Here is a 23,000-nt window from a genome sequence, read left to right as displayed (position 1 = left end):
CCACAAGAGATGGTGCCGGTACAGCCTACGGCCAGGAGTCAGCAGACCTCTTCCAGATCCCGCCAGTCACGGGAGTCCGGGCTGTCCGCGACCCAGCCGTCGAGCAGCCCGCGCACCAGGGCGGCGGGCGCCGCGATGCCGCACTCGCGCTCGGGCACCCACAGGGCGCCGGGGCTGCGGTGGCCGAGCGGCCCGGGGTGACCCGGTTCGCTGTGGTCGTGCGGGTCCAGGTGCTCGCCGTCGCCCTCGTCGCTCGGCATGCGGCTCTCGGAGCACATGCGGCAGAGCAGCCGGACGGACGACGACCAGTCCTCGGCGGCGAAGCCCGCGTCCGCCGCGAGCTTCTCCAGGGCGTCACGGTCGTCCTCGGTGGCGGCCTCCAGGAGAACCACCCAGGTCGGGACGGGTGAGGGAGCCCACAGCTCGATCTCGTCGAAGACGGGATACGAGTCCCCCGCCCCCGTCGTCCGCTCGCCGTGCGGAACGCCGTCGTGCAGCACGACCTCGCCCCAGCGGCGCCCGGAGGAGGGCAGCGGGATGGAGAGCACCTCGATCCGGGCGGGGTCGAGCCTGCGCCCCCACACGACCTCGGCCTCACCCTCGGGCGAAAGGCGCACGGCGGCGCTGCCCAGGTCCATGCCGGTGGGCTCCCCGGAGGCGGCCACGCCACCGGGCACCTTCAGGCCGTACGCCTGCCAGGCGCGCCGGGCCAGCGGCCAGTCCTGGAGGGCGGTGGCGGCGATCCCCACGTTCCACCAGTCGGGGGCGCCCGCCGACCGGTCGAGCAGCGCGACGGCCCGCAGGCCCGCGGCGCGCGCCTGCTCCCAGTCGTGCCGGAACTTGTGGAGCAGCGCGAGGTTGAACCAGGACTCCGAGAGCCACGGCTCGAGATCCGCCGCGCGGGTAAGGAGTGCGCCCGCGTCCTCGTACCGCCCGTCACCGATCAGCGTGAAGGCGCGGTCGGTGGCCTGCCGCCATGAGGCGGAGGGCCGGTGCCGTCCCTTGCCGAAGATCCTCACGATTCCCGCCTGCCGGTTACTGAGTTCTTGAGTTCCGCTGTGCCCTGAGGGCCCTCTTGGCATCCAACCACGTACGGTCGGACGGCCGCTCATTACCCATGGGTTACCCAACCGGGGGCAAGCTATGACCGCCCCGTGCAAGCACCCGGGCCAGGGCTTCCACCACTTCGGGCTGATAGTCGCGGCCCGTGCCCAGACGGAGCCGCTCCAGGGCGTTGAGAGGGCCTCCGGGACCTTCTCCCCGCGCCATCTCGTCGTACGCGTTGGCGGCTCGCACGATACGGGCGGTGAGCGGCTGGTCGCGGTACGGGTCCGCCTGCCGCTCCACGACCACGGCGACGTCGCCGTTCACCCCCGTCTGACGCACCACGGCGCCCCCGAGCAGGGCGATCCGCCGCTGTTCCGCGTCCGACAGGGCGGCCGTGGCGCCCGCGGGCACCGGATCGACGAGGGAGAGCTGCCCGATGTCGTGCATCAGCGCCGCGTGCTCCAGGACGGCGAGGTCCGGCGCGGAGAGCCCCAGCTCACGCCCGACGGCCCGGCTGAGGGCGGCCACGCGGCGCGCGTGGCCCTGCGGGGTGTACCCGGCGATCTCGGTGGACCGGGCGAGCGAGGTGATGGTCTGCCGGTAGGTGGTCCGCACCGCGGCGTACCGCCCGAACGACAGCTGGGTCAGGAGCAGCGGCAGGCTGAACACCGGCAGCGCCCAGAGCCCCGCCACGGCCACCGCGAGCGCCATCACGGCCCCCGTCGCGCACACGGCGGACCCGATGCCGAGCATGGCCCGCAGCTCGTCTCTCAGGATGGGTCCGAAGGGGATGGGGGTACCTCCCATGCCTTTGAGGCCATGGGGGAGGGTCCTGGCGTGCGCCATGGCGGCGGCGAGCACGGCGTCACAGAGGGCGGTCAGGACGAGCAGCGCGGCGATGACGGCGGCGAAGCCGGGGCCCTGCCCCACCCACTCCTCCAACTTGCCCGCGTTGTAGAGCGGCTGGAAGCAGGCGGCGGCGAATCCGACGGTGAGCACGCGCCGCGCCACGTGGTCGAGGGCGGGCCCCTTGCCCAGCGCCACATGCGGCACCGCCCCGACGAGCGCGGCGCCGACGACCACGGCGATCACCTGGAACACGCCGTGGTGCGTGGTGTGCCCGCCGGCCTCCCCCAGCAGCGCGTACGCGAGCGCCCCCGCGGCCCCGAGCGGCGCCGGCTCCCGGTCGCTCCCCCCGGTGCCCCACCGGGCAAGCTCCCCCACGGCGACGAGCCCCCCGAAGGCGAGCGCGATCCCTCCTTCGGCGATGCCGTGCCAGAGGGTCCAGCCGAGGCCGAGCAGGGTGAGCAGCCCCGCGGAGCCGTACACGAGGACCGTCACCGCTGTGGGCAGGCGTTCCGCGCGGCGGGCGGCCCTCACCGCGGCGCCGTCCCCTGGGCGGCGGGAACTCCGGGCTCCCCCTGCCGCGGCCCCGGCACCTCGCCGGTGTCCGACGTGACCGCGGGGTGCCACCCGTGCCGGTCGAGGGCCCGCCGCAGGGCGGTGACCATGACGGGGTCGAACTGCGACCCCGCGCACCGGGACAGCTCGGCCACGGCGGCCTCGACGGGCCTGCCCCTGCGGTAGGACCGCGTGGACGTCATGGCGTCGAAGGCGTCCGCGACGGCCACCACCCGGGCGAACTCCGGGATCTGCTGCCCCACGAGCCCGTAGGGATATCCGCTCCCGTCGATCCGCTCGTGGTGGTGGAGGATCGCCGCCCGCGCCTCGCCGAGGAAACCGATCCCGCGCACCATCTCGTGCCCGTACTCGGGATGCAGCTCGATGACCCGCCGCTCCTCGGGGGTCAGCGGCCCGTCCTTGCGCAGCAGCCTGGTCGGTACGCCGAGCTTGCCGACGTCGTGCAGGATCCCGGCGAACCGCAGGCTCTCCACCCGCTCGTCCGCCATTCCCAGCTCCCGCGCGATCAGCACGGAGGCCTGTCCCACGCGCTCGCTGTGCCCGCGGGTGTACCGGTCCTTGATGTCGACGGCCTGGACGAGCGCCCGGATGGTGGCCTGGTGGGCGGCGCGCTCGCGGTGGTACTGCGCGAAGACCCAGCAGGAGACCCCCATCGGGAGCAGCACGAGGAGCGCGGCGAGCGGCCCGTACGGGCTGCGCCACAGCACCGCCATCATCAGTCCGGCGAGGCCGTGCACGGCGACCGGCGCGAACGACCGCAGGAAGAGCCCCCGCCACGCGGTGCGCACCGGCACCCGTTCCGCGGTGGCCAGGATGCCGCCGTCCAGGACGGTCAGCACGGCGGCGAAGGCGAGGACGGCCGCTCCCGCCGGCGCGAGCGCGTACGGAAAGTCGGGCGCGGCCACGGCCTCGTGCCCGCCGAGCGCTCCGTACGCCCACGCCGAGACCCAGGCGGCCAGGGCGAGTTGGGACGCGCGCCAGACCCTGCGCACCCACCGGGGGCTCCGCTCGACGCGGGCGAGCAGCGCCCCCGGCAAGGCGACGAGCGCGGCGGCGGCGGGCGGCAGCAGGAAGACGGCGGCGAGCAGTACGGGGAAGAAGGTGCCGAGGCCGTTGAGGTGGGTCCCCGCGCGGCGGCCGATGATCCGGCAGCGCGTGATCTGCTCGCACCCGGCGTAGAGCACGGCGAGCAGCGCGAGCGCGGCCCAGGGCGTGCGCGCGGTCAGCGCGGGCGCGGCACAGGCGGCGCCGGCCAGGGCGGCGCACAGGATGTAGGCGCGCGCCCATGGAGCGATGGACCGCATGGCGCTGCCTCCTCCCCCGTGACCGTCCCCAGGGACCACGTTCCAAGGTCCGGAGACTAGAACGGCGGCCCCGTGCTCAGCGCCCCTCTGGCGGAAATTGGCACCGTACGAGTGACGGTGAACAGAAAAAAAGCAGGCCGCGACGGTCTCCCGTCACGGCCTGCTCACACTCAACTACCGCGCGTTCAGGCTTCCTTGGCCCGCAGCCCCTTGGCGGGCACACCGCCATCGGCGGTCACCGTCTCCACCGTCACGTCGTGGTCGGGCACGGCCTCGCCCGACCGGATCAGATCGATGCGTCCCATGACCTTGGCGCGCAGGTCGACGGGGACGTCGTCCTGGCCGCAGCAGCGCTTCACCAGCTTCTTGACCGCCTGCTCGAGGCCGTACTTCTCCAGGCACGGGGAGCACTCCTCGAAGTGCGTCTCGAACTTGGTGCAGTCGCTGTCCGGCATCTCGTGGTCCAGGAACTCATAGAGATGGTCCAGGACTTCACTGCAATCCGTCTCGTGCGGCTCTCCGCAGCTCATGAGCCTGAGCCTTTCGCTTCGTTCGACGACTCTGACGCGGCTCCGGCGGGGACGAGGCCGCGGTCACGGGCGTAGTCCTCGAGCATGCCGCGAAGCTGGCGACGGCCGCGGTGCAACCGGGACATCACCGTACCGATGGGTGTCCCCATAATGTCCGCGATCTCCTTGTACGCAAAGCCCTCGACATCGGCGAGATAGACGGCGATGCGGAATTCCTCGGGGATCGCCTGCAGCGCCGACTTCACGTCGGAGTCGGGCAGGTGATCGAGCGCCTGCGACTCGGCCGAGCGCAGACCGGTGGACATGTGCGACTCGGCACGCGCGAGCTGCCAGTCCTCGATCTCCTCGGCGGCGCTGCGCTGGGGCTCGCGCTGCTTCTTGCGGTACGAGTTGATGAACGTGTTGGTAAGGATGCGGTACAGCCACGCCTTGAGGTTGGTGCCCTCACGGAACTGGTGGAACGACGCGTACGCCTTGGCGTAGGTCTCCTGCACCAGGTCCTCCGCGTCCGCCGGGTTGCGCGTCATGCGCAGCGCCGCCGAGTACATCTGGTCGAGGAAGCCCAAGGCGTCCCGCTCGAAGCGGGCCGTGCGCTCCGCCGACGTCTCAGCGCCTCCGTCGGGTCGCTCCGCCTGGCCGTTCTCGGCCCCTGCGTCGGTCCCAGTGACCGGACCCACCTCCTCCAAAGACGTGGTGAGACCGAAAGCAGTCCCACTCGAATCGGAGGATAGACGACGATCCGGTCCCGCCGCCGCTCGAATAGGAGCGGTCTTGGGCGCGCTCAGCACCGTCCACTCCAGGTCAGGGGCGCTGGAGCGAGCCGGGCAGATGGTCGAACCCATGCGGCTGACTTCCTCTCGTACCAACAGCGTTTAGCTTCTGTTCGGCACAACAGAGGTCATGCACCCAACATTCCCGCCCATCGCGTGACGCCATTCGTGACGATCGTCATGGCATCCGCCTCGCTGATGTCCGCCTTTTTGGGAATAGCGAAGCCATGATCACCGAAGGGCACCTCGACCAGTTCGTACGGCCCGTCGGGGAACTCCGCGGGCTTCCCGAAGGGGTCGTTCCCGCCCTGCACGACGAGGGTCGGCACCCCGGCGCCGAGGAGCTCGTCCGCGCGGGACTTCTCCGGCTTGCCCGGCGGGTGCAGCGGGAAGCTGAGGGCGAGCACGGCGGCGGCGCCCAGCTCGGTGGCCGTACGGCAGGCGACGCGGGCTCCCGCGCTGCGGCCGCCCGCGATCACCGGGAGGCCCGGCTTCGCCAGCGCGGGCCACAGGCCGCGCCATCCCACGTCCAGCGTCTTGGGGGCGGGCGCCAGCTTCTTGCCCGCGACGCGCCAGGGCTGCTCCACGAGGGCGACGGTGACGCCGTGCGCGGGCAGGGCGGCGGCGATGGCCCGCAGGTCGCGTGCCTCGATGCCGCCGCCCGCGCCGTGGCTGAGGGCCAGGATCAGCCGCGCCTTGGTCTTGGGCGCCGGGTGCCAGGTGACGCGTGCCTCACCCGTGTCGGTCGAAACGATCTCACTCTTGGTCACGTCAGAAGAGTGTGCCTTCTTCGGGCCCCTCCAGCTCCTTCAGCAGCTCCGGCCCGTTGTTGCGTACGTTGCTGACCGCCGTCGACACCGGATAGGCCCGCATCAGGCCGGGCGGGGGCGGCTCCAGGAGGGGGCGCAGGTCCTCGACGTCGGTGCGCGAGGGGTCGAGCCAGGCGTCCCAGCGGTCCGGCGTGAGCATCAGGGGCATCCGCGGGTGGATCTCGGCCAGCGTGTGCGGGCCCTCCTTGGGCGGAACCGCGAGGGGCGAGGTCTCCGCCTCCGTCGTGATCACCGTGCACGTCACCCACCAGGCCAGGGGGTGCTCGTCGGGGAGCGTCTTGTCGCGCCAGAACTCGTAGAGCCCCGCCATCGCGAAGACCGAGCCGTCGGCGGGCGTCACGAAGTACGGCTGCTTGCGGGGCCGCTTCTTCTTGCCCTCGACCTCCAGATCGCGCTCGCCGGAGCCGGTCACCCACTCGTAATAGCCGTCGGCCGGGATGACGCAGCGGCGGGAGGAGAAGGCACGGCGGTACGAGGGCTTCTCGTGCACGGTCTCCGCGCGGGCGTTGATCATCCGGGCGCCGCCCTCGGGCGTCTTCGACCAGGACGGCACGAGCCCCCACTTGAGCGTGCGGAGCTGGCGAACCGGCCGGGGGTCTTCCGCGTCTTTCACAGGACGGTCGAGGACCGCGTAGACCTCCTTCGTGGGAGCCACGTTGAAATCGGGGGCGAGCGCCTCCTCCGGCTCCCACTTCTCGATCTCAAAGACTCCCGCGAGATCCTCGGGCCTACGACTCGATGCATACCGTCCGCACATACGTGCCAGACTGCCAGACCCCGTACGACCAGAGGAGCCGGTCCAGACAATGGCCCACGCAATGGAAAGCACCGCGAACGCCGGCCTGACCGACCTCTGGGACCGCGTCTTCGGCACGCAGGCCGCCCCCGACGAGTGGCTGGTGATCATCACCGGTCTCGTGGCGCTCGCCGTCGTCGTGCCGCACGGCGTCTGGCGCGTGGCCCGCAACGCCATCACCATCGCGCACGAGGGCGGCCACGGCCTGGTGGCCCTCCTGACCGGCCGCCGCCTCGACGGCATCCGGCTGCACTCCGACACCAGCGGCCTCACCGTCTCCCGCGGCAAGCCCACCGGCCTCGGCATGATCCTGACCGCGGCGTCGGGCTACACCGCGCCGCCCCTGCTCGGCCTCGGCGGGGCCGCGCTGCTGGCCGCCGGCCACATCACGGCGTTCCTGTGGCTCGCGACGGCGCTGCTCATCGTGATGCTCGTCATGATCCGGAACGCGTACGGCGCCCTCACGGTGGTCATCACCGGCGGCACCTTCCTGCTCGTCTCCTGGCTGACCAGCTCGCAGGTGCAGGCGGCGTTCGCGTACGCGGTGGTGTGGTTCCTGCTCCTGGGAGGCGTACGTCCCGCCTTCGAGCTGCAGTCCAAGCGCAGGCGCGGCGGCGCGGGTGACTCGGACGCGGACCAGCTCTCCCGGCTCACGCACGTTCCCGCGGGAATGTGGCTCTTCCTCTTCCACGCCGTCTCACTGTGCTCACTGATAGGCGGCGGTCGCTGGCTGCTCGGCCTCTGAGCAGCGCCGACTGCGCCATTACCGTGAGCCACTAAAGTGTGGGCATGACCGTTAACCCCGCGCACAGCACCCTCTGGCCAGCCCCGCACGCGAGCGGAGCCGTCGCCGCGACGGTCCATGTGCCCGGGTCCAAATCGGTCACCAACCGCGGCCTCGTCCTGGCCGCCCTCGCCGCCGAGCCCGGCTGGCTGCGCCGCCCGCTGCGCTCCCGCGACACCCTCCTGATGGCGGGCGCCCTGCGCGCACTGGGCGTCGGCATCGAGGAAGGCGTGGGCCCGGACGGCTCCGGTGAGGCCTGGCGGGTCATCCCCTCCGGCCTGCACGGCCCCGCCACGGTCGATGTCGGCAACGCCGGCACGGTCATGCGCTTCCTGCCCCCGGTCGCCACCCTCGCCGACGGCGCGATCCGCTTCGACGGCGACCCCCGTTCGTACGAGCGGCCGCTGCACGGGGTGATCGACGCCCTGCGCGCGCTCGGCGCCCGTATCGACGACGACGGCCGCGGCGCGCTGCCGCTGACCGTGCACGGCGCCGGCGCCCTGGACGGCGGCACGGTCGAGATCGACGCCTCCTCGTCCTCCCAGTTCGTGAGCGCCCTGCTGCTCTCGGGCCCGCGCTTCAACCAGGGCGTCGAGGTACGGCACACCGGTTCCGCGCTGCCGTCCATGCCGCACATCCGGATGACCGTCGACATGCTCCGCGCGGTCGGCGCCCAGGTGGACACCCCGGAGTCGGGCGGCGAGCCGAACGTGTGGCGGGTCACCCCCGGCGCGCTGCTCGGCCGCGACCTGACCGTCGAGCCGGACCTCTCCAACGCCCAGCCGTTCCTGGCCGCGGCCCTGGTCACCGGCGGCGCCGTGACCGTCCCGGACTGGCCCGCGCACACCACGCAGCCCGGCGACCGGCTGCGGGAGATCTTCACCGAGATGGGTGGTTCCTGCGAACTGACCGGGCAGGGCCTGGTGTTCACCGGCTCCGGCTCGATCCACGGCCTCGACGTGGACCTGAGCGAGGTCGGCGAGCTCACCCCTGGCATCGCGGCCGTCGCCGCCCTCGCCGACTCCCCCTCGACCCTGCGCGGCGTCGCCCACCTGCGGCTGCACGAGACGGACCGCCTGGCGGCCCTCACCAAGGAGATCAACGAACTCGGCGGCGACGTCACCGAGACCGCCGACGGCCTGCACATCCGGCCGCGCCGCCTGCACGGCGGGATCTTCCACACGTACGACGACCACCGCATGGCCACCGCGGGCGCCATCATCGGTCTGGCGGTGGAGGGCGTGCAGATCGAGAACGTCGCGACGACGGCGAAGACGCTGCCCGACTTCCCCGATCTCTGGACCGGAATGCTCGGGAACTGACGGGCGGATCCCAGAACATGCGCCGTTACGGAAAGAACCCCGACGAGGACGACATCCGCGTCCGCCCCAACCGCAAGGGCAACCGCCCGCGCACGCACATCAGGCCCAAGCACGAGGACGCGTCGGACGGCATGGTCCTCACCGTCGACCGGGGCCGCCTGACCGTCCTGGTCGGCGACCAGGTCGTGATGGCCATGAAGGCCCGCGAACTGGGCCGCAAGGCTGCCGTGGTGGGCGACCGCGTCTCGCTCGTCGGGGACCTCTCCGGCAAGAAGGACACCCTCGCGCGCATCGTGCGCATCTCGCCGCGTACATCGGTCCTGCGGCGCACGGCCGACGACGACGACCCCTACGAGCGGGTGGTCGTCGCCAACGCCGACCAGCTGGCCATCGTCACCGCCCTCGCCGATCCGGAGCCGCGCACGCGCTTGATCGACCGCTGCATCGTGGCGGCGTACGACGGCGGTCTCACGCCGCTCCTCGTCCTGACCAAGTCCGACCTGGCGTCCGCGGACAAGATCCTGGAGACCTACTCCACCCTCGACATGCCCTATGTCGTCACCAGTCGCGAGGAGTTCACCGACGACGCGGAGCTCACCCGGGTGCGCGAGGTGCTCGACGGCAAGGTCACCGCGTTCGTCGGCCACTCCGGTGTGGGCAAGACGACGCTGGTCAACGCCCTGGTCCCGGAGGACCGCCGACGCATCACCGGGCACGTCAACGCCGTCACGGGCCGCGGCCGCCACACCACCACGTCGGCGCTCGCGCTCCCCCTGGCGGGCTCTCCCGGGGGGTGGCTGGTCGACACGCCCGGCGTGCGATCCTTCGGCCTGCACCACGTCGACCCGTCCCGCGTCATCCTCGCCTTCCCCGACCTGGTGCCGGGGACCGAGGGCTGCCCGCGCGCGTGCAGCCACGACGAGGCGGACTGCGCGCTCGACGCCTGGGTGGCGGAGGGGCACGCGGATCCCGCCCGGCTCTACTCGCTGCGCAGGCTCCTCTCGACGCGTGAGCGACGCGACGACGACTGACCTGGCCGTTGTTTGCTCCCGAGGCGCGGCGGCAAAGGCATAATCGCACCAGGCCTGATCCAAGCCAGGCGAAGCGGTCACCGGACGTACGGTTGCGGGAGGCAGAGACATGGCGTGGCTGCTGGTCATCGTCGCGGGGTTCCTGGAGACAGGCTTCGCGGTCTGTCTGAAACTCTCGCACGGCTTCACCCGGCTCTGGCCGACCATCACCTTCGCGGCCTTCGCCCTGGGCAGCTTCGGTCTGCTCACGCTCGCCCTGCGCAAGCTCGACGTGGGGCCGGCGTACGCGGTCTGGACGGGCATCGGCGCCGCGGGCACCGCGATCTACGGAATGATCTTCCTCGGCGACGTGGTGTCCACGCTCAAGCTCGTGTCGATCTCGTTCGTGATCATCGGCGTCATCGGCCTGCAGCTCTCGGGCTCCGCCCACTGACCCGCGCGCCCAGCGAGCGTCTCAGTCGCCTTATGCGTCTCAAGCGTTGATCCAGCGCCCCAGGGTCCCGCGCACCAGCTCCACGGGGTCCACACCTGTGGGCGAGGGCGCGACGATGTACGACAACGCCATCCGCACGGCACTCTCGCAGGCCATGGCCAGCTCCTCCGTGTCCTTCGGCCTGGCCCTGCCCTTCAGCGCGTTCACCGCCTTGTCCCGGACCAGGGCGAGCAGTTCGGCGGGCGACGGAACACCCGCGTCCGCGCGCCGCTGTGCCGGTACGGGCGATGCGGAGATCCCGGGCCTGCTCGGCGCGGGCAGGCGTTCGCTCCAGCAGCCGGTGAGCATGGCCCGGGTGAGGTCGTTCCCGCGGGCCGCGGCGATCGTCCACGCGCTCACGGCGGCGAGCCGGTCCACCGGACCGCCCTCCACGGCCAACGCCCGTTCCACACCGTGCAGATACGCGTCGGTCTCGCGCCGGAGCAGGGCGCGCGCGAGGCCGTCCTTGCTGCCGAACTCGTTGTAGAGGGTCTGCCGGGACACCCCGGCGGTGGCCGCGACATCGACCATGCGGACGCCTGGCCATGGTCGGCGGCCAAGTGCCGTGCCGGCCGCGTCAAGTAAGGAATCCCGTGCTGCAGGCATCGTCGCCTCCCGGGGCCGGAGCGGCTCTGCGGCCAGAGTTGACGTGCTCGGGAGCGCTGTCAATAGCCCCGGCGCGAGGTGGCACGGTATGCGTCATGTCCCGGAATGGCCCGGACATCGGGCGCTGTGGCTCAGGCACAACGAGATCGATACTGTTCACTCATGCCCGACTACCACGATGATCTGCGTCTTGCCCATGTCCTCGCGGACGCCGCCGACGCCGCGACGATGGACCGGTTCAAGGCTCTCGACCTCAAGGTCGAGACCAAGCCGGACATGACGCCGGTGAGCGAGGCGGACAAAACGGCCGAGGAACTGATCCGGTCGAACCTGAAGCGGGGGCGGCCGCGGGACGCGATCCTGGGCGAGGAGTTCGGAGTCGAGGGCACGGGCCCCCGCCGCTGGGTGATCGACCCGATCGACGGCACCAAGAACTACGTGCGCGGAGTGCCGGTCTGGGCCACGCTGATCTCGCTGATGGAGGCGGGCGAGGGCGGCTTCCAGCCGGTGGTGGGCGTCGTGTCGGCGCCCGCGCTCGGCCGTCGCTGGTGGGCGGCGAAGGGGGCCGGTGCCTACACCGGACGCAGCCTGACCTCCGCGACCCGGCTCAAGGCCTCCAAGGTCTCACGGCTCCAGGACGCCTCCTTCGCGTACTCCTCGCTCACGGGCTGGGAGGAGCAGGGCCGCCTCGACGGGTTCATGGACCTCACGCGCGCGGTCTGGCGCACCCGTGGCTACGGCGACTTCTGGCCGTACATGATGGTGGCCGAGGGCTCGATCGACATCTGCGCGGAGCCCGAGCTCTCACTCTGGGACATGGCGGCGACCGCGATCATCGTGACCGAGGCGGGCGGCACCTTCACGGGCCTCGACGGCGCTCCCGGCCCGCACAGCGGCAACGCGGCGGCGTCGAACGGTCTGCTCCACGACGAGCTCCTGGGATACCTCAACCAGCGCTACTGAGGCGCGCGTCCCACGCGTACACGCCCCGAACCGGAAGCACGCGCCCCCTTGTTGACTGCGGACATCGCTGCGACTCTGAGAGTTCCCCCACTTGTGAACTTGTGAATCGCTTCTCTTGCGGTTCCACTCAGGAGGTGGCTCAAGCCCATGCTCGTCCGCGACGCCATGAGCACGGTGGTCCTCACCATCGGTCCCGCCCACACACTGCGCCAGGCGGCCCGTCTGATGTCGGCGCGCCGCGTCGGCGCGGCCGTCGTCCTCGACTCCGACACCTGCGGCCTGGGAATACTGACCGAACGCGACGTCCTGATCTCACTGGGACTCGGCCAGAACCCGGACACCGAGACCGCCGGCACCCACACCACGACCGATGTCGTCTTCGCCACCCCGTCATGGACCCTGGAGGATGCGGCCGACGCCATGACGCACGGCGGCTTCCGGCACCTGATCGTGCTGGACGGGAACGAACCGACCGGCATCGTCTCGGTCCGCGACATCATCCGCTGCTGGGCCCCGAGCAGGAGCCACGCGACGGCTCTCACGGTCTGAGCACCGTCCGGCCCGAGCACCGTCCGGAACGGCGGGCGGGCCGGACCCCCGAAGGGATCCGGCCCGCCTTTCCTCCCTGCGACAAGCGATCTCAGCCGCGAAGGGCCTGGACCGCGGCCTCGAGGCGCTTGCCGAAGTCACCGTCCGCCTGACGGAAGTTGTTGATCGCGCGCTCGGCGATGTCGTCGCGCGAGACGCCCGCGATGTTGCCCGCGAGGTTCTCGATCAGGCGTGCCTTCTCGTCGTCGGTCATCTTGCGGTAGAGGTTGCCCGCCTGCACGAAGTCGTTGTCCTCGGCGTGTGACGGGGCCTCGTGGTTGCCGGTGCCACCGCTGACGGGGGTGGTCACCCAGAGCGGCCGGTCCGTCTGGAACGGGCCGCCGAAGGAGTTCGGCTCGTAGTTCTTCGCACCCTTGTGGCGGCCGTCGTACAGCGCGCCGTCACGCGAGTTGGTGCGCGCCTCGGTGGCGTGCGGGCGGTTCACCGGCAGATGGTCGGCGTTGATGCCGACGCGGTAGCGGTGGGCGTCGCCGTACGCGAAGAGGCGGCCCTGGAGCATCTTGTCCGGGGAGGGACCGATGCCCGGCACGAAGTGGGCGGGGCTGAAGATGGACTGCTCGACCTCGGCGAAGATGTTCTCCGGGTTGCGGTTGAGCTCCAGCTTGCCGATCTCGATCGGCGGGTAGTCCTCGTGCGGCCACACCTTGGTGAGGTCGAACGGGTTGAAGCGGTACGTCGACGCGTCGGCCGCGGGCATGATCTGCACCTGCACGGTCCAGGACGGGAACTCGCCGCGCTCGATGGCCTCGCGCAGGTCACGCTGGTGGGAGTCGGGGTCCTCACCGGCGAGGACGGCCGCGTCGGCCGCCGTCAGGTTCTTGATGCCCTGGTCGGTCTTGAAGTGGTACTTGACCCAGAAGACCTCGCCGGCCTCGTTGTTCCACTGGTACGTGTGCGAGCCGTACCCGTTCATGTGGCGCAGCGTCGCCGGGATGCCGCGGTCGCCGAAGAGCCAGGTGACCTGGTGCGTCGACTCGGGGCTCAGGCCCCAGAAGTCCCACACGTTGTCGGCTTCCTGCGAGCCCGTGTACGGGTCGCGCTTCTGCGTGTGGATGAAGTCGGGGAACTTGATGGCGTCCTTGATGAAGAAGACGGGGGTGTTGTTCCCGACCAGGTCGTAGTTCCCCTCCTCCGTGTAGAACTTCAGCGCGAAGCCACGGGGGTCGCGCACGGCGTCGGCGGAGCCGAGGTTGCCGGCGACGGTGGAGAAGCGGAGGAAGGTCTCCGTCTGCTTGCCGACCTCGGAGAGGAACTTCGCACGCGTCCACTGCGAGACGTCGCGGGTCAGCGTGAACGTGCCGTACGCACCGGCGCCACGCGCGTGGACGATGCGCTCCGGGATGCGCTCGCGGTTGAAGTGCGCGAGCTTCTCGAGCAGCGCCTGGTCCTGGACCAGAACCGGACCGCCGACACCAGCGGTCTCGCTGTTCTGGTTGTCGGCGACCGGCGCGCCGGCCTCCGTGGTGAGCGGTCCCTGCGTCACGTGCGCCTCCTGCGTCATTTCCTGCAAGTCCTGTCCCTGTGGCGTAGGCCGATTCCCTTGGCGTCTGCCGAACTCGATCCTACAATGGACATTGTCTAAGTCAAGCAAACATCCAAAGTCACACCTGTTCGGGACTTGGTCCCCTCGCCTGCTAGGCTGGTTCTCATGAGTGACCTGTTGGAACGACTGCGCGGACGCGGCTGGCGTATGACCGCGCAGCGCCGCGTCGTGGCCGAGGTGCTCGACGGCGAACACGTCCACCTCACGGCGGACGAGGTGCACTGCCGCGCCGTGGACAAGCTCCCGGAGATCTCCCGCGCGACCGTCTACAACACCCTGGGCGAGCTGGTGACCCTCGGCGAGGTCCTCGAGGTCTCCACGGACCGCAGGGCCAAGCGGTACGACCCGAACGCCCACCGCCCCCACCAGCACCTGGTGTGCGCGCAGTGCGGCGCGATCCGCGACGTCCACCCCACGGGCAACCCTCTGATGAGCCTCCCCGAATCAGAGCGCTTCGGCTTCACGGTCGAGGGCGTCGAGGTCACGTACCGAGGCACCTGCCCGAACTGCGCGGCGGCGTAGCAACCCCTCTCACGTTCGCGAAGGCCCCCGGCGCCCCCAGGCGCCGGGGGCCTTCGTGTGCCCTGCGCATTTCAGCCACGGCGCACCCCCTTCCCCAATCTGACGGGTCGTCATATCGTCGGCGGCGCCCGAGCAACCACCAGCACTCCGCAAGGAGAGACCGTGGGAGATCCGCACCCCAAACTCGAAGCCCACGCAGTGACAAGAACGTTCGGCCGCGGCGCCAAGGCCGTTCACGCCCTGGGTCCGGTGGACCTGGAGATCGCCCCAGGCGAATTCACCTGCATCGTCGGCCCCTCCGGCTGCGGAAAGTCGACCCTGCTCCGGATAGCCGCCGGCCTCCTGCGGCCGAGCAGGGGTGAGCTGCTCATCCGCACCACCGCGCAGCGCCCGGCCGCGATGATCTTCCAGGACTACGGCATCTACGACTGGAAGAGCGTCCAGGCCAACGTCCGCTTCGGCCTGGACATCCAGAAGGTCCCCCGCCGCGAGGCGAACGCCCGCGCGACCGACTGGCTGACCCGCCTGGGCCTGGCGGACTTCGCCGACGCCTACCCCGCCACCCTCTCCGGCGGCATGCGCCAGCGCGTGGCCATCGCCCGCGCCCTGGCCGTGGAGCCCGAGATCCTCCTGATGGACGAGCCGTTCGCGGCCCTGGACGCCCAGCTCCGCACGATCCTCCAGGACGAGCTCCTGGACCTCACCCAGACCACCCGTACCACCACCCTCTTCATCACCCACAGCCTCGAAGAGGCGATCGTCCTCGGCGACCGCGTCCTGGTGATGTCCGCCCGGCCGGGCCGCATCATCGCCGAACACCGCCCGCCGTTCCCCAGGCCCCGCACCGGAGACGTCCGCACCACGCCCGAATTCACCGCACTCAAGGGTGAGTTGTGGGGCCTCCTGCGCGGCGAGGTGGTCCGCGAGGACTCACAGGACGAGGCGGTCCGCGAGGACTCACAGGACGAGGCGGTCCCGGCATGACGACGGCCACCTCCCCCAAAGCTCCCGAGGAGCCCCAGGAAGGCGTCATCGCCCGCAGGCCCGGCCCCCAGGAACTGCACCCCGCCCGCACCCACCGCAGGCGCCGCGCCCTGGAGATCGGCCTCGCCGTCGCCGTCCCCCTGGCCCTGGTCCTCCTCTGGCAACTGGCCGCCGCCCAGGGCTGGATCGACGACCGCGTCTACCCCGCTCCCCAAACCATCCTGGAGGACGGCTGGCAGCGCGCGGCGGACGGCGACCTGTGGCCCGACGTCCGGGCCACGCTCAAGCGCGTGCTCGCCGGCTACGCGATCGGCACGGTCACCGGCTACGCACTCGGCCTCCTCATGGGCTCGCTCTCCCTGGTGCGCGCGGCACTCGAACCACTCCTGGACGCGCTGTACGTCGTGCCGAAGCTGGCCCTGCTGCCCGTCTTCCTGAACATGTTCGGCCTCGGGGAGGGCCCCCAGATCGCGCTCGTGGCGGCCACCGTCTTCTTCTTCGTCTGGATCTCGACGATGGCCGCGGTGCTCGCCGTGCCGTCCGGGCACCGCGACGCGGGCCAGGTCTTCGGTGCGTCGCCGTGGCAGATGTTCCGCCATGTCCTGCTGCCCGCGTCGCTGCCCGCCGTGCTCGTGGGGGCGCGGATCGCGGCGGGCGTCGCGGTCCTGGTGATCGTGGCCTCCGAGCAGATCGCGGCGTCGAACGGCCTCGGCCACCTGATCTTCGACTCCCGGGCGCTCTTCCAGAACGACGTGATGTTCGTCGGCATCGTCTGCGTCGCCGTGCTCGGCGTCGTCTTCTCCGAACTGGTGCGGATCGCCGGACGGCTGCTCACCCCATGGGCCCCACGCGACCGCGGCAGAAGCCAGTCATGAACCACCGGTCACGAACCATCCATGCCGGACCACCAGTCACGAACCACCGGTCATGAACCATTCGTACGCGTACGGAGGCTCCATGCACACCCGCACCCGGCTCTCCGCCCTGGCCCTGCTCGCGGCGGGCTCGCTGCTCGCCTCCGCGGGCTGCGCGAAGGAGGACGACACCACGGACCCGGCGGCGTCCGCGAAGCCCCGCACCGTCAAGGCGGTCCCCGGCTGCGGCAAGGGCAGCTGGACGGACCCGTCCGACCTCGCCAAGGACCGCGCGCCCGCCCGCTGCGACAAGGGCGCCCCCGCCCCGCGCCCGCTGCCCAAGGAACGCAGCCTCACCATCGCGACCGGCACGCTCAGCGCCGAGTACGTCGCGCCCCTCCAAATGGCCGTCAAGAAGGGAGAGTTCAAGAAGGAGGGCCTCGACGTCCACCTCAAGGTGCTCCCCACCCCCGACGCCCTGCCGCTCCTGGCCAAGGGAGACATCGACGCCCAGTGGGCCGCCCCCGAGGCCGCCGTCATGAACGGCATCACCGGCGGCTTCACCATCAAGTGGGCGGCCGGGAACTTCTCCCCCGACCCGAAGTCCATGAGCGGCCTGTGGGTGAAGCTGAAGAAGGGCGAGAGCGCGGACCACGTCCCGATGGCGGGCCGCAGACTCGGCACGATGATCGGCAAGGGCTCGGTCATCTCGTATCCCATGGGCACGACCCTGAAGAAGCACGGCGGCGGCCTCGACAAGATCCAGTTCCAGCAGCTGGGTTCGGCGGACGTCCTGACGGCGCTCCAGAACGGCGGCACCGACTCCGCCTGGCTCCTCGACCCGGTCTGGCGCAAGGTCGACGGCGACAAGCAGTACGCCTTCCTCGGCGGCCAGCCGCAGGGCGAGCCGCTCGGCGGCCTCCTGTTCGGCCCCAACCTCCTGACCAAGGACCCGGACGCGGGCGTCGCGCTGCTGCGCGCGTACATCAGGACCGTGAACACGTACTTCGCCGGTGACTACAAAGCCGACAAGGCCTTCGTGTCCGACCTCGCGAAGCTCCTGAAGACCGACGAGGCGGTCCTGAGGTCGACCCCGTCCCTGCGCATGGACTGGGAGATCCGGGCCGGCACGACGGACCGGCTCCAGGCGGCGTACGAGGCCGCGGGCGTCGCCGAGGGCGACAGGGTCCCGGAGGAGAAGGCGGTGGACCGCAGGCTGTACGAGGAGGCGGTGGGCCACAAGCGGTAGTGGCCGCCCCTGGACACACCAGAGGCCGGGAAGCTAATGCTTCCCGGCCTCTGGCCTTTAGTAGCGGGGACAGGATTTGAACCTGCGACCTCTGGGTTATGAGCCCAGCGAGCTACCGAGCTGCTCCACCCCGCGCCGTTGTGTTGTAACCGTACGTCAATCGCTACGACCAGCGCAAATCAGTTCCCGGCCCGGCTGTGGGCAGGCGTTTCCCCCGCTGTGGGCAGGCGTTCCCCACTGCTGTGGGCAGGCATCCCGCAGGGCGCCCGCCCACAGTCCGGGGCTACGCGGTCAGCTCCTGCTGAAGCGCTTCCCGCAGCCTCGCCGCCCGCTCGGAGACCTCGGCGGGCCCCAGCTCGGCGGCACGCGAAGCCCACCGCTGGCCCTCGACCAGCTGCCCGCGCCGGGCGTAGAGCAGCGCAAGCCGCAGCGCGGCCCGCCCGTGCCCCGCGTCGGCGGCTCGTGTCCACCAGAGCGCCGCCTCCGGCTCGCTGCCCTCGCGGGCAAGGAGCAGCCCGAGGTTGAACGCGCCGTTGCTGCTGCCCGCGTCCGCCGCGAGGCGGTACCAGTGGGCCGCCTCGACGACATCCCCGCGCCCGGCGGCCAGCATCCCGACCCGCACCTGCGCACGCCGGTGCCCCTGCTTGGCCGCCCGCTCGTACCACTCCTCGCACTCGGTCTTCTCGGCGGCGGGCTCCCCCAGCGCGGGCGGGCCCGCGGCGGACCGCCGCGCGTCGAGCACGGTGCCCAGGCGGTACGCCGCCTCCGCGCTGCCGCCGCCCGCCGCGCACCGCAGATGCCGCTCGGCGTCCAGCTCGTCGCCCTCCCGCAGCCGCGCGGTGCCGACCTGGAGCGCGGCCTCGGTGTGCCCGGCGGCCGCCGCACGCTCGTACCACGGCAGGGCGGAGTCCTCGTCGTCCCGGGACGCGTACAGGATCCCGAGGTTGAAGGCCGCGTCCACGCTGCCCGCCTCGGCCGCCTTGGAGAACCACGGCTCGGCGCCCGCGGCGTCGCCCCCCTGGAGCAGCAGCACGGCAAGCGCGTTGGCGGCCTCGCGGTGACCGGCGTACGCGGCACGCCTGTACCACTGGTCGGCCTGCACGGTCCGCCCCTGTTCGGCGCAGAGCAGCCCGAGGTTGTACGCGCCGTTCACGTCGCCCGCGTCCATGGCGGCCCTGTACCACCGCTCGGCGGTCTGGGTCTCGCCCCGCTCGGCGTGCAGCGCGCCCAGGGCGTTCGCGGCGTTCCCGTCGCCGTCCTGGGCGGCTTTCAGCCACCAGACGGCGGCGCTCTCCTCGTCGCCCGCGTCACGCAGCAGGAAGCCGAGGGCGCAGGCGGCCCGCGCCTCCCCGTCCTTCGCGGAGTTCAGGTACCAGCGCCCCGCCTCCTTCAGCTCGCCGCGCTGCTCCAGGATCGCGCCGAGGTGCAGCGCGGCCCGCCGGTGACCGCGCGCGGCGGCCTGGCGGTACCACTGCTCGGCCTCGGCGGCAGCGGAACGTACGCCTCCGTCACGAGCGCTCTCGGTGCGGTCGGCGGTGGCCCGGCGGTCGAGCTGACGGGCGATCCGGTACGCGGCCTCGCGGTGGCCGCGCTCGGCCGATGCCCGCATCCAGCGCTCGGCGCCGACGTCACCGCGGTGCTCCAGAAGATCGGCGAGGGCGTACGCGCCCAGGGCGTGGCCCTGTTCGGCGGACTGCCGCAGCCAGTACTCCGCGGCGGGCTCGTCGCCGCGCTCGCGGTGGTGGCGCCCGAGCGCGTGCGCGGCCGCGGCGGAACCGGCGACGGCGGCGACGCGCCACCAGCCGGCCGCCTCGTCGGCGTATCCGCGCTGGTGGAGGAGGACGCCGAGGTTGTTGGCAGCGGCGCGGTCGCCCTCGGCGGTCGCAGCGCGCAGCAGAGATTCGGCCCCGTCGAGATCACCGCGGCGCAGCAGAAGGCTCCCGAGGACGCTCATCGCGTCGACGTCTCCGGCCTCGGCGGCCAGTCGATGACGCAACTCCTCGGCGGCCGTCCCGGGATCCTCCCGGTCGGCCGGCTGCACAAACCGCCCTGTCTCCAACAGAGTTGCCTTGTCCCCCATAACGTCCATCGTCGCACCACCTGCAACCTGGGTACACCTGGTATACCGCAGCCAGTGAGGTCACTTCAGCGTTTTGTCGACTTGCCCACAGAGAGATAAGTCAAACCCGATTTCCCCAACTGCCCCCGGGCGGAGCACGGTTCGCACAGACCAGCGCACGACGCCACGGACCCCGGTCACACACGACGAAGGCCCGGATCCGATAAGGATCCGGGCCTTCGTCTTTAGTAGCGGGGACAGGATTTGAACCTGCGACCTCTGGGTTATGAGCCCAGCGAGCTACCGAGCTGCTCCACCCCGCGCCGTTGTGTTCAAACCGTACCACGGCGCGGAGGGGGTGTTTCGCAGCTGGTCAGCCGCCCTTCTTGGCGCCGTCCTTGTCGGCGTTCTTGTCACCGCTCTTGTCGGTCTTCTCGCCCGCCTTGTCCTGGGCGTCCTCGGCTCGCTGCAGGGCTTCCTCGAGCTTGTCCTGCGCTTCGCCGTAGGCCTTCCAGTCGCCGTCCTTCAGGGCCGTCTGCCCGTCCTCGAACGCCTTCTGGGCGTCGTCGAGGGCAGCCTGCACCGTCGGGTCCTTCGACTTGGGCGGCTGGGTGGGCTCGTCCGTGCCGTCGGCCGGCGGCTTGGTGGTCCCGTCGGCCCCGAAGACCTGGTTGAGGCCGTCGCTCAGGGAGTCCGCGAAGGCGGTCTCCGTGCCGTACGACACAGCGACCTTCTTCAGGAGGGGATACGCCGACTTGCGCCCCTGTACGTAGACGGGCTCGACGTACAGGAACCCGTCGTCCAGTGGCACGGTCAGCAGATTTCCGTAGAGGACGTCGGAGTCGGCGCCCTTCATGTCCCGGACGAAGTTACCGACCTCGGTCATCGAGTTCAGCTTGTTCTGGACCTGTTCCGGGCCGTCCACGTCGCCCGTGACTCTCAGCAGCTTCATCGTGCCGAAGTTCTCACTTCTGGCATCGGCGTCGACCGTCATGAAGGCGCGCAGATTCGGCCGCCCGCTGGGGGTGAACGTCGTCGTCAGGGAGAACTGCTGCTGCGTCTGGCCCGGCGCCTTCATGGACAGGTAGTACGGCGGAACCGCGCTGTTGTCCTTCTTCGTCGGGTCGTTCGGCACCTGCCAGGCGTCACTCGCGTTGTAGAACTGGCCGGGGTCCGTGACGTGGTAGAGCGTCAGGAGCTCGCGCTGCACCTTGAACATGTCCTGCGGGTAGCGCAGGTGGTCCATCAGCGCCTTGGGGATGTCGCCCTTGTCCTTGACGGTGCCCGGGAACGCCTTCTTCCAGGTCTTCAGGACCGGGTCCTTGTCGTCCCAGGTGTAGAGCTTGACCTCACCGGTGTACGCGTCGACGGTCGCCTTCACCGAGTTGCGGATGTAGTTGACCTGGTTCTGCTGGGCCACCACCGCGCGCGCGTCGTCGGACTCGGACAGCGAGTCGGCCGTGGTGTCGCCGAGCGTGGTCCGCGAGGCGTACGGATAGCCGTTGCTGGTCGTGTAGGCGTCGACGACCCACTGGATCCTGCCGTCGACCACCGTCGGATACGTGTCGCCGTCGATGGTCAGCCAGGGAGCCACCGACTCGACGCGCTCCTTGGGAGTGCGGTTGTAGAGGATCCGCGACCCGTCGCCGATCGCGCCCGAGTACAGCATCTGCGGCTCTCCGAAGGAGACCGCGTAGGCGGCGCGGTTGATCGGGTTGGAGAGGTTGACCCCGCTGTCGCCCTTGTAGCTGTAGGTCTTCTGGCCGCCGCCGTCCTCTTCGTAGTCGAGCTCCTTCTGGGGCCCGCCCACGATCGAGTACTGGGTGGTCTTCTCGCCGTAGTAGATCCGCTGCTCGTACTCACCGAGGTTGCCCTTGGTCGGCAGGCCCGACTCCGTGAAGTCCGGGGCGCCCTTGGAGCCCTTCTTCGTCTCCGTGCCCTTGGCGGTGACCATGCCGTAGCCGTGGGTGTAGGCGAAGTGGTCGTTGATCCAGTTGCGCTTGTCGAGCTTGTCGAGGCTGAGCTCACGCAGACCGACGATGGTGTCCTGGCCGTTGTAACGGTCCACGTCCAGGGTCTTCGGGAAGCGGTAGTACTCGCGCTCCTGCTCCAGCTGCTGGAACGTCGGCGAGACGATGTTCGGGTCGTTCAGCCGGTAGTTGGCGGCCGAGTCCGCGTCGTCGCGCTTCTTCTTGGGGTCCTCGTCGGCCTTGCCGGCGCCCTTGTAGTCCTCGGGCTTCACGCCGCTGATGCCGTACGCGTTCCGCGTCGCCTCGATGTTCTTCTCGATGTACGGCGCTTCCTTGGCCTGCTCGTTCGGCTGGACCTGGAACTTCTGCACGATGGCCGGGTACAGACCGCCGATGAGGATGGCGGAGAGGACCATCAGGCCGAAGCCGATGACCGGCAGCTGCCAGGTGCGGCGCCAGAGCGTCCCGAAGAAGAGCAGCGCGCAGATGACGGCGATGCAGAACAGGATGGTCTTCGCCGGGAGGTACGCGTTCGCGTCCACGTAGCGAAGGCCCGTCCAGTTGCCCGTCGCCTTGAAGTCACTGGACTTCACCGCGAGGCCGTACCGGTCGAGCCAGTACGCCACTGCCTTCAGCGTCACGAAGACGCCGAGCAGCACCGACAGATGCCCGGTGGACGCGGCCGTGGCACGCGCACCGGGGCTGGTGATCCGCAGCCCGCCGTACAGGTAGTGCGTGAGGGCGGCGGCGATCAGGGAGAGCACGGTGGCCGCGAAGCCGAAGCCGAGCAGGAAGCGGTACCAGGGCAGGTCGAACGCGAAGAACGACACGTCCAGGTGGAACTGCGGGTCCTTCTGGCCGAAGGAGACGCCGTTCACCCACAGCAGCCAGGTGCGCCACTGGCCCGCCGCGGACGCGCCCGCGATCAGGCCGACGAGCGTGGCGATGCCGAGCAGCAGCCACTTCTTGTACGGCGCGATGCTCATGCGGTACCGGTCGAGGCTCTGCTGCTCCATCGACATGGCACTCAGCGGCGGGCGCAGCCGGTGCGCCAGCCAGATGTTCAGTCCGACCGCGGCCGCCATCAGCAGGCCGAAGACGAAGAACAGGCCGATCTTGGTCCACAGGGTCGTCGTGAAGACCGACGAATAGTTGACCGAGCGGTACCAGAGCCAGTCCGTCCAGAACCCCGCGAACATGACGAACACCATGGCGAGAACAGCCAGGATGCCCAATGTCATGAGCAGGGTCCGGACGCGACGGGAGGGTCGGCCCACTCTGATCCGTGGCCCCGTCGGGCCTCCGCCGCGGTCCGGCATCTGGAAAGCCAAGG

General features: G+C 70.7%; 21 protein-coding genes and 2 tRNA genes. 10 read left to right on the top strand and 13 right to left on the bottom strand.

Annotation, left to right across the window (positions count from 1 at the left end):
• Nucleotides 1–38 precede the first annotated feature (38 nt).
• The 7 genes from AB0E78_RS18405 to AB0E78_RS18375 form a co-directional block, all read right to left on the bottom strand.
• On the bottom strand, nt 39–1,019 hold the full coding sequence (locus AB0E78_RS18405) for a hypothetical protein (protein ID WP_351163657.1): 981 nt from the start codon (nt 1,017–1,019) through the stop codon (nt 39–41).
• Between the two features lie 103 nt (nt 1,020–1,122).
• Nucleotides 1,123–2,388, bottom strand: a complete 1,266-nt coding sequence (locus AB0E78_RS18400) for an HD domain-containing protein (RefSeq protein WP_361833799.1) — start codon at nt 2,386–2,388, stop codon at nt 1,123–1,125.
• Between the two features lie 35 nt (nt 2,389–2,423).
• Nucleotides 2,424–3,773, bottom strand: a complete 1,350-nt coding sequence (locus AB0E78_RS18395; protein WP_361833413.1) for an HD-GYP domain-containing protein — start codon at nt 3,771–3,773, stop codon at nt 2,424–2,426.
• 185 nt (nt 3,774–3,958) lie between these two features.
• Entirely contained in the window at nt 3,959–4,303 is a 345-nt protein-coding gene (rsrA, locus tag AB0E78_RS18390) for a mycothiol system anti-sigma-R factor (RefSeq protein ID WP_361833411.1), read from the bottom strand.
• A complete protein-coding gene (locus tag AB0E78_RS18385; protein WP_361833409.1) occupies nt 4,300–4,980 on the bottom strand; it encodes a sigma-70 family RNA polymerase sigma factor in 681 nt (226 codons plus the stop codon). Before AB0E78_RS18385 ends, rsrA begins: the two co-directional genes overlap by 4 nt.
• Nucleotides 4,981–5,201: 221 nt before the next feature.
• On the bottom strand, nt 5,202–5,843 hold the full coding sequence (locus tag AB0E78_RS18380; protein WP_361833407.1) for an alpha/beta family hydrolase: 642 nt from the start codon (nt 5,841–5,843) through the stop codon (nt 5,202–5,204).
• 1 nt (nt 5,844) lies between these two features.
• On the bottom strand, nt 5,845–6,660 hold the full coding sequence (locus AB0E78_RS18375) for an SOS response-associated peptidase (protein WP_361833405.1): 816 nt from the start codon (nt 6,658–6,660) through the stop codon (nt 5,845–5,847).
• A gap of 61 nt (nt 6,661–6,721) precedes the next feature.
• Here AB0E78_RS18375 and AB0E78_RS18370 point away from each other — a divergent pair, with 61 nt between their 5' ends.
• From AB0E78_RS18370 to AB0E78_RS18355, 4 genes are all read left to right on the top strand, one after another.
• The gene (locus tag AB0E78_RS18370; protein WP_361833403.1) at nt 6,722–7,444 is read left to right on the top strand and encodes a M50 family metallopeptidase; all 723 of its coding nucleotides are present in this window, start codon (nt 6,722–6,724) and stop codon (nt 7,442–7,444) included.
• Nucleotides 7,445–7,488: 44 nt separating this feature from the next.
• Nucleotides 7,489–8,805 (top strand): 3-phosphoshikimate 1-carboxyvinyltransferase, encoded by a 1,317-nt coding sequence (aroA, locus tag AB0E78_RS18365; protein ID WP_361833401.1) that lies wholly within the window; start codon nt 7,489–7,491, stop codon nt 8,803–8,805.
• 17 nt (nt 8,806–8,822) lie between these two features.
• Nucleotides 8,823–9,836, top strand: coding sequence for a ribosome small subunit-dependent GTPase A (rsgA, locus tag AB0E78_RS18360; RefSeq protein WP_361833399.1), 1,014 nt, complete (start codon nt 8,823–8,825; stop codon nt 9,834–9,836).
• A 109-nt stretch (nt 9,837–9,945) separates the two neighbouring features.
• Nucleotides 9,946–10,269 carry a multidrug efflux SMR transporter gene (locus AB0E78_RS18355; RefSeq protein ID WP_361833397.1) on the top strand — a complete coding sequence of 108 codons (324 nt, stop codon included), beginning with the start codon at nt 9,946–9,948 and terminating at the stop codon, nt 10,267–10,269.
• A gap of 39 nt (nt 10,270–10,308) precedes the next feature.
• Here the strand turns inward: AB0E78_RS18355 and AB0E78_RS18350 are convergent, their stop codons facing one another.
• Nucleotides 10,309–10,914: a TetR/AcrR family transcriptional regulator gene (locus AB0E78_RS18350; protein WP_361833395.1), complete on the bottom strand. Its 606-nt coding sequence runs from the start codon at nt 10,912–10,914 to the stop codon at nt 10,309–10,311.
• Between the two features lie 162 nt (nt 10,915–11,076).
• Between AB0E78_RS18350 and hisN the strand changes: the two genes are divergently transcribed.
• Nucleotides 11,077–11,877 carry a histidinol-phosphatase gene (hisN, locus tag AB0E78_RS18345; RefSeq protein WP_361833393.1) on the top strand — a complete coding sequence of 267 codons (801 nt, stop codon included), beginning with the start codon at nt 11,077–11,079 and terminating at the stop codon, nt 11,875–11,877.
• Nucleotides 11,878–12,024: 147 nt separating this feature from the next.
• Complete coding sequence (locus AB0E78_RS18340; RefSeq protein ID WP_361833391.1) at nt 12,025–12,426, top strand: CBS domain-containing protein; 402 nt, start codon at nt 12,025–12,027, stop codon at nt 12,424–12,426.
• A gap of 91 nt (nt 12,427–12,517) precedes the next feature.
• On the opposite strand, the gene AB0E78_RS18335 is transcribed toward AB0E78_RS18340, so the two are convergent.
• Nucleotides 12,518–13,987, bottom strand: a complete 1,470-nt coding sequence (locus tag AB0E78_RS18335) for a catalase (RefSeq protein ID WP_361833389.1) — start codon at nt 13,985–13,987, stop codon at nt 12,518–12,520.
• Nucleotides 13,988–14,134: 147 nt separating this feature from the next.
• On the opposite strand from AB0E78_RS18335, the gene AB0E78_RS18330 reads away from it, so the two are divergent.
• From AB0E78_RS18330 to AB0E78_RS18315, 4 genes are all read left to right on the top strand, one after another.
• Nucleotides 14,135–14,551, top strand: a complete 417-nt coding sequence (locus AB0E78_RS18330) for a Fur family transcriptional regulator (protein ID WP_361833387.1) — start codon at nt 14,135–14,137, stop codon at nt 14,549–14,551.
• A 162-nt stretch (nt 14,552–14,713) separates the two neighbouring features.
• Entirely contained in the window at nt 14,714–15,535 is an 822-nt protein-coding gene (locus AB0E78_RS18325) for an ABC transporter ATP-binding protein (protein ID WP_361833385.1), read from the top strand.
• Nucleotides 15,532–16,410 (top strand): ABC transporter permease, encoded by an 879-nt coding sequence (locus tag AB0E78_RS18320; RefSeq protein WP_361833383.1) that lies wholly within the window; start codon nt 15,532–15,534, stop codon nt 16,408–16,410. The genes AB0E78_RS18325 and AB0E78_RS18320 overlap by 4 nt, the downstream gene beginning before the upstream one ends.
• Before the next feature lie 82 nt (nt 16,411–16,492).
• Nucleotides 16,493–17,638, top strand: coding sequence for an ABC transporter substrate-binding protein (locus tag AB0E78_RS18315; protein ID WP_361833381.1), 1,146 nt, complete (start codon nt 16,493–16,495; stop codon nt 17,636–17,638).
• Nucleotides 17,639–17,699: 61 nt separating this feature from the next.
• Here the strand turns inward: AB0E78_RS18315 and AB0E78_RS18310 are convergent.
• The 4 genes from AB0E78_RS18310 to AB0E78_RS18295 all read right to left on the bottom strand — a co-directional run bounded on the left by AB0E78_RS18310 (nt 17,700) and on the right by AB0E78_RS18295 (nt 22,986).
• Nucleotides 17,700–17,773 (bottom strand) — tRNA-Met (locus tag AB0E78_RS18310).
• A gap of 148 nt (nt 17,774–17,921) precedes the next feature.
• Nucleotides 17,922–19,727 (bottom strand): tetratricopeptide repeat protein, encoded by a 1,806-nt coding sequence (locus AB0E78_RS18305; protein ID WP_361833379.1) that lies wholly within the window; start codon nt 19,725–19,727, stop codon nt 17,922–17,924.
• A gap of 219 nt (nt 19,728–19,946) precedes the next feature.
• A tRNA-Met gene (locus AB0E78_RS18300) sits at nt 19,947–20,020 on the bottom strand.
• A gap of 50 nt (nt 20,021–20,070) precedes the next feature.
• Nucleotides 20,071–22,986 carry a UPF0182 family protein gene (locus tag AB0E78_RS18295; protein ID WP_361833797.1) on the bottom strand — a complete coding sequence of 972 codons (2,916 nt, stop codon included), beginning with the start codon at nt 22,984–22,986 and terminating at the stop codon, nt 20,071–20,073.
• Nucleotides 22,987–23,000 lie beyond the last annotated feature (14 nt).

This window comes from Streptomyces sp. NPDC032198, assembly GCF_040636975.1.
In the GTDB taxonomy this organism is placed as follows: Bacteria; Actinomycetota; Actinomycetes; order Streptomycetales; family Streptomycetaceae; genus Streptomyces.
The sequence above is the reverse complement of the archived record's forward strand: the minus strand, read 5'-3'. Positions and strand labels throughout refer to the sequence as shown.